The sequence below is a fragment of the Aliarcobacter faecis genome (assembly GCF_013201705.1).
Taxonomy (GTDB): Bacteria; Campylobacterota; Campylobacteria; order Campylobacterales; family Arcobacteraceae; genus Aliarcobacter; species Aliarcobacter faecis.
This window is the reverse complement of record NZ_CP053837.1, coordinates 20,504-33,278: the sequence shown is the minus strand read 5'-3', so window position 1 is coordinate 33,278 and position 12,775 is coordinate 20,504. Positions and strand designations below refer to the sequence as shown.

Annotated in this window: 10 protein-coding genes; 6 read left to right on the top strand and 4 right to left on the bottom strand. The window is 28.4% G+C overall.

What is annotated here, in order from left to right; translation table 11 throughout:
• Positions 1-16: 16 nt before the first annotated feature.
• Entirely contained in the window at positions 17-370 is a 354-nt protein-coding gene (locus AFAEC_RS00165) for a hypothetical protein (RefSeq protein ID WP_026806544.1), read from the bottom strand.
• Between the two features lie 154 nt (positions 371-524).
• Between AFAEC_RS00165 and AFAEC_RS00160 the strand changes: the two genes are divergently transcribed.
• Genes AFAEC_RS00160 through AFAEC_RS00150 form a run of 3 tightly spaced genes read left to right on the top strand, consistent with a single transcriptional unit; the run spans position 525 to position 6,135 of the window.
• Positions 525-1,649 (top strand): efflux RND transporter periplasmic adaptor subunit, encoded by a 1,125-nt coding sequence (locus tag AFAEC_RS00160; protein WP_026806545.1) that lies wholly within the window; start codon positions 525-527, stop codon positions 1,647-1,649.
• A gap of 3 nt (positions 1,650-1,652) precedes the next feature.
• Positions 1,653-4,781: an efflux RND transporter permease subunit gene (locus AFAEC_RS00155; protein ID WP_026806546.1), complete on the top strand. Its 3,129-nt coding sequence runs from the start codon at positions 1,653-1,655 to the stop codon at positions 4,779-4,781.
• On the top strand, positions 4,774-6,135 hold the full coding sequence (locus tag AFAEC_RS00150) for an efflux transporter outer membrane subunit (protein ID WP_026806547.1): 1,362 nt from the start codon (positions 4,774-4,776) through the stop codon (positions 6,133-6,135). The genes AFAEC_RS00155 and AFAEC_RS00150 overlap by 8 nt, the downstream gene beginning before the upstream one ends.
• Here the strand turns inward: AFAEC_RS00150 and AFAEC_RS00145 are convergent.
• The 3 genes from AFAEC_RS00145 to AFAEC_RS00135 all read right to left on the bottom strand — a co-directional run bounded on the left by AFAEC_RS00145 (position 6,132) and on the right by AFAEC_RS00135 (position 9,751).
• Positions 6,132-8,090, bottom strand: a complete 1,959-nt coding sequence (locus AFAEC_RS00145; protein WP_225442379.1) for a methyl-accepting chemotaxis protein — start codon at positions 8,088-8,090, stop codon at positions 6,132-6,134. The two genes, AFAEC_RS00150 and AFAEC_RS00145, sit on opposite strands and share 4 nt — an antisense overlap.
• A 107-nt stretch (positions 8,091-8,197) precedes the next feature.
• Positions 8,198-9,424 carry a BaiN/RdsA family NAD(P)/FAD-dependent oxidoreductase gene (locus AFAEC_RS00140; protein ID WP_026806549.1) on the bottom strand — a complete coding sequence of 409 codons (1,227 nt, stop codon included), beginning with the start codon at positions 9,422-9,424 and terminating at the stop codon, positions 8,198-8,200.
• Between the two features lie 9 nt (positions 9,425-9,433).
• The gene (locus tag AFAEC_RS00135) at positions 9,434-9,751 is read right to left on the bottom strand and encodes a cupin domain-containing protein (RefSeq protein ID WP_026806550.1); all 318 of its coding nucleotides are present in this window, start codon (positions 9,749-9,751) and stop codon (positions 9,434-9,436) included.
• 208 nt (positions 9,752-9,959) lie between these two features.
• On the opposite strand from AFAEC_RS00135, the gene AFAEC_RS00130 reads away from it, so the two are divergent.
• The 3 genes from AFAEC_RS00130 (at position 9,960) to cysK (ending at position 12,747) form a co-directional block, all read left to right on the top strand.
• Positions 9,960-11,228, top strand: coding sequence for an O-acetylhomoserine aminocarboxypropyltransferase/cysteine synthase family protein (locus AFAEC_RS00130; RefSeq protein ID WP_026806551.1), 1,269 nt, complete (start codon positions 9,960-9,962; stop codon positions 11,226-11,228).
• A 9-nt stretch (positions 11,229-11,237) separates the two neighbouring features.
• Positions 11,238-11,651 carry an RrF2 family transcriptional regulator gene (locus AFAEC_RS00125; RefSeq protein WP_026806552.1) on the top strand — a complete coding sequence of 138 codons (414 nt, stop codon included), beginning with the start codon at positions 11,238-11,240 and terminating at the stop codon, positions 11,649-11,651.
• A gap of 163 nt (positions 11,652-11,814) precedes the next feature.
• Positions 11,815-12,747 carry a cysteine synthase A gene (cysK, locus tag AFAEC_RS00120; RefSeq protein WP_027391056.1) on the top strand — a complete coding sequence of 311 codons (933 nt, stop codon included), beginning with the start codon at positions 11,815-11,817 and terminating at the stop codon, positions 12,745-12,747.
• The last annotated feature ends 28 nt before the right edge of the window (positions 12,748-12,775 follow it).

Here is a 12,775-nt window from a genome sequence, read left to right as displayed (position 1 = left end):
CTGATATATTAATTATTTATATATTAATTTCAAAAAACTCTTCACAAACCTTTTGATATTTTGCAACAGAACAACTAATCTTTATTGCATTAGAATAATCTTTAAACTCATCTAAAAATAGTTTCTTTAACTTTTCAACTTCTGCTGTTCTAAAGATAAAAAATCCTAAAATCTCTGTTTTTCTCTCCCCTGCTTTTTCAATACCAAAACTATCAAATTTCCAATTTACACCTTTTGAGAAGAAAAAAACTTCACTTACTCTTTTTTCTAGTTCATCTCTTACATTTTGATTGAACTCTTTTAAATGAATATAAAATGCTACATTACAGTTATATTCAGATTGTACTAAATCATCTAATATTCTACTCATTCTTTTGCCTTTAAAAAAATTACTTGTTGTTATAGTATCCATATTTAGCTACAACCTTTCTTGAATAAGTTCTATTAAAATTTAGTTTTAATATTAAAATTTGGTTAATAAAGTTATTATAAAATCTATAAATTTTTATCTAAGGTTTACTATTTTGAAATCTATTAAAACCACTTTTTTACTATTTTTTATAACACTTTTTTTAAGTTCTTGTGAACAAAAAGAACAATCAAAAACACAAAATCAAATACCCATTGAAGTTGGCTTTATAAATATCAAAAAAGAGCCTGTATATTTACAAATTGAACTTTTAGGAAAGGTTAAAGCAAAAGAGATTGCACTTATAAGACCCCAAATTAGTGGTATTATAGAGAAACAACTTTTTCGTGAAGGAAGCTTTGTAAAACAAGGGGATATTTTATATAAAATTGATAGTGCAACATATAAAGCAAATGTAAATCAAGCTGAAGCTTTATTAAATAGTGCAAAAGCAAATCTACAAAGTCTTGAAGCAAAAAATAAAAGAGCAGAAGAGTTGATAAAATTTGATGGTATTTCAAAACAAGAAGTTGATGATATAAAAGCTTCAAAGCTTCAAGCAATTGCCTTAGTAAAACAAAGAGAGGCTGAACTTGAAAGTGCAAAAATAGATCTAAATAGATGTGAGATAAAAGCACCAATTAGTGGATATATTGGTATATCAAATGTAACAGTTGGAGCATTAGTAAATGCAAATCAAAGTGAAGAGTTAGCAAATATAAAAGATACAAAAACAGTTTTTGTAGATTTAACACTATCTTATAATGAGATTTTAAATCTAAAAAACCTTATGAATTTTGAAGATAATATGAATGTAACACTTAAATTTGATGACAATAAAGATTATGGTATAAAAGGAAAACTTGAAGCAAAAGAGTTAAGTGTTGATGAAAGCAGTCAAACTGTAACCTTACGAGCTGTTTTTTCTAATCCAAATAATCTTTTACTATCTGGAATGTTTGTAAAAGCAACACTTGAAAGCCAAAATAAAATTGATGCCTTTTTAGTACCTCAACAAGCAGTTTTAAGGGACCAAAAAGCAAATCCAATAATTACTTTAATAACTAATGAAAATAAAACTATAACAAAAATATTAAAAACACAAAGAGCGATAGATAATAAATGGCTAGTTTTAGATGGAATAAATCAAGAAGATAAGATTATTGTTGAAGGATTAAACAAAATAAATAGTAGAAGTGTAGTTATCCCAAAAGATTTAAATACTCAAGATAAAGATTAAAAGATGATTGCTAAATTTTTTATTTTTAGACCAATATTTGCTTGGGTAATTTCACTTATTATTATGATTAGTGGTGTAATCAGCCTTTATATTTTACCAATAGAACAATATCCTGATATTGTACCACCCCAAATAAATATAAATGCTTCATATTCAGGAGCTGATGCTAAAACTGTAGAAAATAGTGTAACTCAAATCATAGAACAACAACTAACAGGACTTGATGGAATGATTTATTTCTCTTCTAGTTCAAGCTCTGCTGGAAGTTCAAGAATAAGAATCACTTTTAGTCAAGAAATAGATGCAGATATTGCACAAGTTCAAGTTCAAAATAAAGTAAATCAAATAATATCAAGACTTCCAGAAGATGTACAAAGACAAGGGGTTAGAGTTTTTAAATCACAAAGTGATTTTCTAATGATGGCCAGTGTATATGATTCAACAGGGAAAGCTGAAAAAACAGATATTAGTGACTTTTTAGTAAGTAATTTACAAGATAGTATTTCAAGAATTGAAGGTGTTGGTGATGTACAGGTTTTTGGTGGGCAATATGCTATGAGAATTTGGCTAGACCCATACAAACTTGAAAGTTATAACTTAATTCCAAAAGATGTAGAAAATGCAATTTTAGCCCAAAATTCACAAGCTAGTGCGGGAAGATTAGGAGCTATGCCTACACTTGACAATCAACAACTATCTGTTGTTGTAACAGCAAGAAGTATGTTTCAAACTGTTCCAGAGTTTGAAAATATTGTTTTAAAATCAAATTTAGATGGAAGTATTGTTAGGATTAAAGATATTGCAAGAGTTGAAATAGGAGCTCAAAACTATAGTAATGTTACAGCATTAAATGGTTTCCCAGCTTCAGGTATTTCAATACAACTAGCAAGTGGGGCAAATGCTGTTGCTACTTCAAATAGAGTAAAAGAGTTTTTAAAAGAGTCTGAATCTATTTTACCAGAAGGTTATAAAATAGCATATCCAAGAGATACTACTCATTTTATCAAAGCTTCAATAAATGAGGTTGTAAAAACTTTAATTGAAGCGATAGTTTTAGTTGTTTTAGTAATGTTTTTATTTTTAAAAAGTTTTAGAGCAACACTTATTCCAGCCATTGCAGTACCTGTTGTACTTTTAGGAACTTTTGCTGTTTTAAATATATTTGGATACACAATAAATACTCTCACAATGTTTGCACTTGTTTTAGCAATAGGACTTTTAGTTGATGATGCTATTGTTGTAGTTGAAAATGTTGAAAGAAATATGAATGAAAAAGGCTTAAATGCTAAAGAGGCAACAATTTTATCTATGAATGAAGTAACTAGTGCTTTAATAGGAATTACAACTGTTTTATCTGTAGTATTTTTACCTATGGCATTTTTTAGTGGTTCAACAGGAATAATATATAGACAATTCTCAATTACAATTATCTCATCTATGGTTTTATCTGTTATTGTTGCCTTAACTTTAACTCCAGCACTATGTTCAACTATCTTAAAACCTCATAATAAAAAGGAAGAAAAGAGAAGTGGATTCTTCTTTTGGTTTGATAATAAATTTGAGAACTTTACAAATAGATATAAATCTTGGGTAGAAAAACTACTTTTTGCTCCAAAAAGATGGATGATGTTCTATCTTATTATTATTCTATCTTCTAGCTATATTTTTATAAAACTTCCTACAAGCTTTTTACCAAAAGAGGATCAAGGAAGCCTTATGGTTCAATATACATTACCTGTTGGTGCCGTTGCACAAAGAACAGTTGATGTAGCAAATATCGTAAGAGACTATTTTATGCAAGAAGAGAGTGAGGCTTTAAATACTATTTTTACAATTTCTGGATTTAGTAGTAGAAGTAGTGGTCAGAATGTAGGAACTGCTTATGTATCTTTGCAAAATTGGGATTTAAGAGATAAAAATAATCATGTTGATGAAATCTCAAAAAGAGCAACAAAAGCTTTTAATGACCCAAAAAGTAAATATTTCATAAGAGATGCTAGAGTATTTACTATAAATCCTAGTGTTATTCAAGGACTAGGGTCTAGTGATGGTTTTGAGTTCCAACTACTTGCTAGTTCAAATTTAAGTAGAGAAGAGTTAAAAGATGCAAAAGATAGATTAATTCAAGAAGCAAATAATAACCCAAAAATAAGCTCAATAAGAGCAGATGGAACAGAAGAATCTCCTCAACTTAAAATCTCTTATGATACAAATAAAGCTTTAGCTTTAGGTATTAATATAAAAGATATAGATACAACTTTAAGTGCAGCTTGGGGTGGAAGTTATGTAAATGACTATATTGATAGAACAAGGGTAAAAAGAGTTTATATTCAAGGAGATGCACCTTTTAGAAGTACTCCTGAAGATTTATACAAATGGAAAGTAAGAAATAGTAATGGAAATATGACTGCTTTTAGTGAATTTAGCTCTTTTTCTTGGGTTTATGCACCAGAAGAGCTTACACGATTTAATGGTTTTATCTCTTATGAAATTCAAGGTAGTGCAGCAGAGAAAGTTAGTTCAGGAGATGCTATGAATGAGATGGATAGTATGGCTTCAAAATTAGGAAATGGAATAATGCATGCATATAGTGGAGCTTCATATCAAGAGAAAATTGCAAGTAATCAAACACTAATTTTATACTCTATCTCTCTTTTAGTTGTCTTTTTATGTTTAGCTGCTCTTTATGAGAGTTGGAGTGTTCCATTTTCTGTTTTACTCGTTGTTCCATTAGGAGTTTTAGGTGCTGTTTTAGCAATATTTTTACGAGATTTAAGTAATGATGTATATTTTCAAGTAGCACTTTTAGCTGTTATGGGATTAGCTAGTAAAAATGCCATCTTAATAGTTGAATTTATAAATAGTGCATATAAAGATGGAATGGATTTATTTGAAGCTGCAATAAAAGGGGCAAAACTAAGATTAAGACCTATAATTATGACTTCATTAGCTTTTATTGCAGGTATCATTCCTCTTGCTATTTCAAGTGGAGCTGGGGCAAATAGTAGAATTGCAATAGGAACTGCAATTTTAGGAGGAACAATAAGTGCCACAATTTTAGCAATATTTTTTGTACCACTATTTTTTATAATTATTAAAAAACTATTTTCAAAAGAGGTAAAAAATGTTTAAAAAATCTCTAAGTCTCTCATTTTTTACCCTATTCTTTACCTCTTGTGTATCAATGGCTCCAAATTTAGAGTTAAATAATAGTGATATTATTCCAAATAGCTTTAAAAACTATCAACAAATAGAAAAGAGTGAAAATATAAGCTTAGATAACTTTTTAATAGATGAAAATCTAAAATCTATTGTAAATTTAGTTTTAGAAAATAACAAAGATTTAAAAATAGCTCTTTTAAGAGTGGAAGAGTCAAAATCACTTTATAGAATTGAAGAGTCAAATTTATATCCAAAAATAGATGCAAATGGAAATTTTAGTAGAGAAAAAAAAGATGAAGTTATAAAAAATAGCTATAAAGCAACGGTTGGAACAGTTTTTGAACTTGATTTATTTGGAAAAAATAGAAGTTTGAATGATACTGCAAAAAATAGCTTTTTTGCTACACAATATGCATTAGATTCTACAAAATTAGCTCTTATTTCACAAACTATAAACTCTTATTTAAGCCTAGCTAGTAATCTTGAAAATCTAGCTTTACAAAAAGAGATAAACCTAAATCTAAATAGTGTTTATGAATTAACTAATAAGAAATTTCAAGCTGGAGTTATAAGTAAAGAAGATGTTCTTTCTAGTCTTGCTATGTTAAAAGAGAGTCAAAATCAGATAATAACTTATGAAAATCTAGTGCAAATTGATATAAACTCTCTTGAGTTATTATTAGGTTCAAATCTAAACGAAAAATTAATTCCAAATAGTTTAAAAAAAGATGATAGTTATGTTGCTTTACTTAAAGCGGGAATTAACTCAAATATACTTTTAAATAGACCAGATATTAAAGAGCTTGAATATAAATTAAGAGCAAAGAATGCAAATATTGGTGTAGCTAGAGCTGCTTTTTTCCCAAATATTACTCTAACAGCACAAACAGGATTTGCAAGTTCAAGTTTAAATAATCTCTTCTCAAATTCAAATAGTTTTTGGCAACTAAGCCCATCAATTAATATTCCAATTTTTAGTGCTGGTGAAAATAGTGCTAAACTAAATTTAAGCCATACACAAAAAGAGATTGCTTTAAATGAGTATCAAAAAGGGATTCAAACAGCATTTAAAGAGGTAAATGATGCCTTAGTTATTAGAAAAAATATCTATACAAAATTACAAAATCAAAAAGAGCTTACAAAAGTGGTTGAAGATGCTTATAATATAGCTTTAAACTCATATAAAATTGGGTATGGAAGTTATTTAAATATGTTAATTGCACAAAAAGCTTATATAAATTCTCAAAAAAATTTAGTACAAACCTATTTAGAAGAGTTAGAAAATAGAGTTGAAATTTTTAAAACTTTGGGTGGGAGTTTTTAAAAACTCTCCCACTCATCATCACTTGATTTTGCCTTTATAGGTTCGACTTTTTTAACTACTTTTTTCTCTTTATAATTGTCATTTTTAAGAGTAGTTTTAATCTCTGTTTTTGATGTTTTTCTTGATTGTTCAACTATCTCATCTTTTCCTAAAAATCTTTTTTCTATAACATCTTCTACTATATGTTTTGCAATAGAGTCTGTATCATTTGCAATTTCATGAGTTCTTGAGGCAATTGCAGCATTTTGTTGTGTTTGTTGATCAAGCATTGTAACTGCATCATTGATTTGAGAAATTCCACTTTGTTGCTCTTTAGAAGCATTTGAAATCTCAACTATCATTGAAGCAGATTTTTCAATATTGTTTAATAAATCCTCATATCCTTTTATCATCTCATCAGAGATATTTTTTCCTTCTTTTGCTTTTGATGTTGCAATTTCAACAATATTTTTAATCTCTTTTGCTGCTTCAGCACTTCTACTTGCTAGATTTCTTACCTCTTGAGCAACAACAGCAAAGCCTTTTCCTGCTTCTCCTGCTGTTGCTGCTTCAACTGCTGCATTTAAAGATAGAATATTTGTTTGAAATGCTATTTGGTCAATTACAGTTATTGCTTCATTTATATTTGTTACTTGGTTTGTAATCGAATCCATTGCAACTGCAGTATTTCTAGCCATTTCTTGACCTATTTTAGCTGAATTACTAACTTGACTTGAATACTCTTGCATCTTCATAACATTGTTAGTATTATTTACAACTGTACTTGTAATCTCTTCTAAAGCTGCTGCTGTCTCTTCAAGACTAGCTGCCGCTTCATTTGCACTTGTATTTAACTTATTTACATTTTCTATTAATATTTTTGAAGAATCCTCAAGTTTTACACCACTTGTTAAATTATCTTTTAACATTGAAGTAATTGCTTTTTGAAGAGCATTAATTCCTGTAATCATTTTTTCAAGAACTCCTCCTTCCTCATCATCATCACCTAACTCTAAAACTGTTCTATAATCATAATTTGAGTAAGAAGCCAATACTTCATTTATATGAACAAACCTCTCTTTAGTATGGTTTATCATCTCATTTAATTCATTTTTAAACTCATTTAGTGAAGCATTTGGTGTAGTTTTATCTATTGTTTGATAATACCATCCATTTCTAACTCTTATCATTACAGCTTTTGCTTCAGCAATTAACTCATTATCTTTTACTATTGTATCTTGAACTATATTAATATTTTCATTTATAAGTTTTGCTATCTCTCCAAACTCATCTTTCGAACTATCATCTAGTTTAATAATATTATTTGATTCTCTATTTAAAAACTTAAAGAAGCTTAAAAGCCCCTCTTTTGCATTTAATAAAGATTTTACAATACTATTTGAGATTAATATAGAAATCAGTATAAAGATGATAGTTGCTACTACTCCTAAAATTGCCAAATATAGAGTTAGATCTTTTATTGCACTATTTCCAATACTTATAAGATTCTCATTTAATGTAAAAATCTTAGCCTCTAAATCTTTTCCTATTGAAGCCATTCTTTGAATATCACCTGAATATTTACTAAAATTATTATCTTCGTCTTTTAATTTTAAATTTGACATTTTTTCAAAAATAGATAAATACTCTTCTATTAGTAAAATACTCTCATCACATAATTTTATGTTTTTTTCTACATGTATCATACCTTTAAGATTTAAAACTTCTTTACCTAAATTTTTAAAATTTCCTACTACACTATCTTTTTTTTCATTTGTAGTCTCTAAGAAAAATTGATAAACACTTATTCTTGCTTTAAGTAGATCATTTGTTATCTTACTTGCTTTTTCTGTAATTATTGTTCTATTTTCAATATGATTCATTGAGGTTTTATATAAAATTGCTGAAATTATCATTATTAAAATGAACAAGATAGGGAAAATTAATAACTTCTTTTTTGCAGTTAAATTTTTCATCACAATACCTTTAAACTTAAATTTTTATAATAATATCTAAATTTTAAATAATTTTTATTATGTTATATCAATCTAATTATTAATTCTTATAATTATAAATGAATAATTTATTTACTAAAACTTTTACCAACCAAATACCCACTTGCCCATGCAAAATGAAGATTATATCCACCTCTATTACCAACTATATCTAAAACCTCTCCAGCAAAATATAGCCCTTTGCAAAGTTTACTTTCATAAGTTCTATTGTCAATTTCACTAGTTTTTACTCCTCCTCCACTAGCTTCTGCATGAGAAAAACCTTGAGTATCTATAACTTTTAATTTCCACGAATTTAATTGATGAGCTAAAGATTTTATCTGTTTGATATTTATCTCATTTGCTTTTGTATTTATATCAATCTTACAAATATTTAGTAAAATAGGAGCAATTTTATTTGATACAAGCCCTATTAAAATATCAACAGCCCTTTTTGTTGGTAAATTTTTAAACAAAGTTTGAATTTGATTTGCCAAATCATTTACATTTATTTTAGGGGAAAAATTTATTCTAAGCTCTACATCAAAATATTGACTCAAAGATAAAACAGCTCTTTGGGAGATATCTAATATAGCAAATCCAGAAACTCCATAACTTGTAAACAGTACATCACCAAAAATCTCTTGTTCAAAATTACCATTTACATATAAAGCGACATTACACTCTTTTTTTACACCTTGAAGTTTTCCATTGTAAGTTTCTTGAGTTTGAAGTCCAACCAAAGATGGATATGTAGGATTAAAACTATGTCCAAATTTTGAAGCGATATCTAGCCCAATTTCAGTAGCATTTAGTTGAGGAGCTGCTCCTAAACCACTAGAGATAAGAACTTTATCATAATTTTTAAACTCTTTTTCATTTGCCTTAACTATAAATTTATTCTCTTTTTTATCTAAGTTTTGCACAAAATGTTCACAAAAAATATTTATATCTAACTCTTCTAAAGCTAGTTGTAAAAGATTTGTTACAGATTTGGCTTCATTTGAAAGAGGGTAAACTTTTCCACTCTCTTTTATATCTAGCATTAGCCCAATAGTTTTACAAAATTTCTCAAAGGCTTTGAAATCAAACTCTTTTAAAGCAAATTCAACAAAAGATGGATTCTCTCCAATATAGTTTTTTGATGAAATTGTCGTATTTGAGATATTACATCTTCCATTTCCTGAAGCTAATATCTTTTTTCCTATACTTTTATTTGCATCAAAAATATCAATTTGTAAATCTTTATTTAATCTTTTTGCTGTAATTGCTGCTATTATTCCTGAAGCCCCTGCTCCAATTATTGCTATTTTCAAAATATTTCCTTAATAAAAAACTGCAAACCAAATAGTTGGTTCATTTTGGCTTGTAAACTTTACTCTATGTTTTTGTTTTGCTTTTATATTCAAACAATCACCCTTTTTTAATTCTACTTCACAATCTTCAAACTCCAAAATAGCAAAGCCACTAAGAAGTAAAATATACTCGCTCTTTTCTTGTTCATACCAAAAATTCTCAGGTGATTTTTGTCCATTTGAAACAATTTTTTCTACTTTTATAGTCTCATTTTTAAAAAGTTCAAAAAATTTCTCTTCTTTTTTATCTATTGGAATTTCATCAAAAATATTATATTTCTCTATCAATTTATCTTCTTAAATATTGATTTTTAGGTATTTTATCAAAAAATATATTAATCTATAATTCATACTTGATTAAAATAGTACAGATATTACAAAAGCCCTATAAATACTATATTTATATAAATTTGATTAAAAAGCTTGACAATTTAAATAAAATTGTTTATAATTCTGCATAAATTTAAATCTGATTAAAAAACAAAGGATAGAAAAAATGCAAAAAGATACTATTGCAATCCATACTGGATATGATAAAAAGAGTGGAAATGGAGAGATGGCAGTTCCAATTTCTCAAACAACAGCTTATGCTTTTAGAGATAGTGAACATGCGGCAAACCTATTTGCACTAAAAGAGTTAGGACCAATTTATACAAGATTAAACAATCCTACAAATGATATTTTAGAGCAAAGATATGCACAACTTGAAAATGGAGCTGCTGCTCTTGTAACTGCAAGTGGAGCTAGTGCAATATTTTATGCAGTGGCAAATATTGCTGAAAGTGGAGACAATATTTTGATCTCAGATAAATTATATGGTGGGAGTGTAACTCTTTTCCATTTTACTTTAAAAAGATTTGGAATTAGTGTTAAAACTTTTAAAAGTGATGATGCTAGTGATTTAGAAAGTCTAATAGATGATAAAACTAAAGGAATTTTCTTTGAATCACTATCAAACCCACAAATTGCAATTCCAGAGATTGAAAAAATTGTACAAATTGCACAAAAATATGGAATTATAACTATATGTGATAACACAGTTGCAACTGCAAGTTTGTTTAATCCAATTTCATGGGGAGTTGATGTTGTTGTTCACTCTACAAGTAAATATACAAGTGGAAATGGAACAGCTTTAGGTGGAGTTATAGTTGAAAGAGATAATTTAGCAGAGTTTTTCAAAAATAATAGTGCAAGATATCCTCACTTCTCAACTCCAGATGCTTCATATCATGGTCTTGTTTATACAGATGTTCCATTACCAAACTTTTGTTTAAGAGCTAGATTATCACTTTTAAGAGATATTGGAGCAACTCCTGCACCATTTAACTCTTGGCTATTAATTCAAAGTTTAGAGACTTTAAGCCTTAGAGTAGAAAAGCATTCACAAAATGCTTTAAAAATTGCAGAGTTTTTAAAATCTCATCCAAAAGTTAAAAATGTAAGTTATCCAGGATTAAAAAGTGATAAATATTATGAAAAAGCACAAAAATATTTTAAAAATGGATTAGCAAGTGGATTAATATCATTTGAAGTTAGTACATTTGAAGAGGCTAAAAAAGTAATTGATAGTGCAAAACTATTCTCTGTTGTTGTAAATATAGGAGATAGTAAATCACTTATTGTTCACCCTGCTTCAACAACTCACTCACAATTAAGTGAAGAAGAGTTAAAAAAAGCTGGTGTAAATCCAATAACTATAAGACTTTCTATTGGTTTAGAAGATACAGTTGATTTAATTGAAGATTTAAATCAAGCTTTAAATTAAGGATGTAATATGCCTTTAATTTCGACAAAAGGAGTTTATGGTTTAGCTGCTATGTATGAGTTAAGTCGCCATACAAGTGATGCTCCCATGCAAATACGGGATATTTCAGCAAATGCCTCTATCCCACAAAATTACTTGGAACAACTTTTAAGTAAATTAAGAAGAGCTCAATTAGTTACAAGTATAAGAGGTGCTAGAGGTGGTTATCTTTTGGCAAAAAGTCCTGAAGATATAAAAATAGTTGATATTTTAGTTGCTCTTGAAGATGATATAAAAATAGTTGATTCAAAGGTTGATAATCCAATTTTAGATCTATTTTTTGAAGAATCTAAAGAGAAAATGAAAGAGATTTTTGATTTAAACTTATCAAAATTAGATGAGTATCAAGGTAGATATAACCAATTTTTACATTACAATATTTAAGTAAGGCTTTGTTCTCAAAGCCCTTTTGTTCGCACGAGGCGAAATTTCACCTCATTGCATGGTTTTTACTACTTTTTAGGGACTTTCAATCCCCACTTTAAAAAGTAAATAAATATAAAATTAGGTTCTCTTTTAAATAAGAACCATTTGAAAGGAAGAAAAGATGAAATATGCAAAAAATATAACAGAATTAATAGGGAATACTCCACTAATAAAACTACAAGATGCAAGTCACACAAGTGGTGCAACAGTTTTAGGTAAATGTGAATTTATGAATCCAAGCCATTCAGTAAAAGATAGAATTGGTACAAATATGATAAAAGTTGCTCTAAATAATGGTCTTATAAACAAAGATTCAACTTTAATAGAGCCTACTAGTGGTAATACTGGTATTGCATTAGCTAGTGTTAGTGCTGCTTTAGGATTAAAACTTATCCTTGTAATGCCTGCTTCTATGAGTATTGAAAGAAGAAGACTTCTTCAAGCTTTAGGTGCTAAATTAGTTCTTACTCCTGCTGAAAAAGGTATGAAAGGTGCTATTGAAAAAGCGAATGAGTTAAAAGAGGGAACTCCTAACTCTATTATTTTACAACAGTTCCAAAATGAAGCAAACCCAGCAATTCATAAAGAAACTACAGCTTTAGAAATCTTAAAAGATACAGATGAAAAAGTTGATATCTTTATTGCTGGTGTTGGAACTGGTGGAACATTAACTGGTGTTGGTGAAGTTTTAAAAGCAAAAAATCCTAATATAAAGATTATTGCTGTTGAACCTGAAGCATCTCCTGTTTTGAGTGGTGGAAATCCTGGTCCTCATAAGATACAAGGTATTGGTGCTGGTTTTGTACCTGATGTATTAAATACAAAGATTTATGATGAAGTTATTAAAATTGCAAATGATGATGCAATAGAGAGTTCAAGAAATTTAGCGAAAACAGAAGGTTTACTTGTAGGTGTATCTTCAGGAGCAAATGCTCTAGCAGCAAAAATTGTGGCTTCAAGACCTGAAAATAAAGGTAAAACTATTGTTACTATTTTATGTGATACTGGTGAAAGATATTTAAGCTCTGGGTTATATGATTATACAGAAGAATAATTCTTCTGTATAGTTTTTATAATATAGG

What these genes read in the sequence shown, in the direction of transcription:
- AFAEC_RS00150 (WP_026806547.1), top strand. Translation starts at nt 4,774, where the DNA reads ATGTTTAAAAAATCTCTAAGTCTCTCATTTTTTACCCTATTCTTTACC.
- AFAEC_RS00155 (WP_026806546.1), top strand. Translation starts at nt 1,653, where the DNA reads ATGATTGCTAAATTTTTTATTTTTAGACCAATATTTGCTTGGGTAATT.
- cysK (WP_027391056.1), top strand. Translation starts at nt 11,815, where the DNA reads ATGAAATATGCAAAAAATATAACAGAATTAATAGGGAATACTCCACTA.
- AFAEC_RS00125 (WP_026806552.1), top strand. Translation starts at nt 11,238, where the DNA reads ATGCCTTTAATTTCGACAAAAGGAGTTTATGGTTTAGCTGCTATGTAT.
- AFAEC_RS00130 (WP_026806551.1), top strand. Translation starts at nt 9,960, where the DNA reads ATGCAAAAAGATACTATTGCAATCCATACTGGATATGATAAAAAGAGT.
- AFAEC_RS00165 (WP_026806544.1), bottom strand. Translation starts at nt 370, where the DNA reads ATGAGTAGAATATTAGATGATTTAGTACAATCTGAATATAACTGTAAT.
- AFAEC_RS00145 (WP_225442379.1), bottom strand. Translation starts at nt 8,090, where the DNA reads ATGAAAAATTTAACTGCAAAAAAGAAGTTATTAATTTTCCCTATCTTG.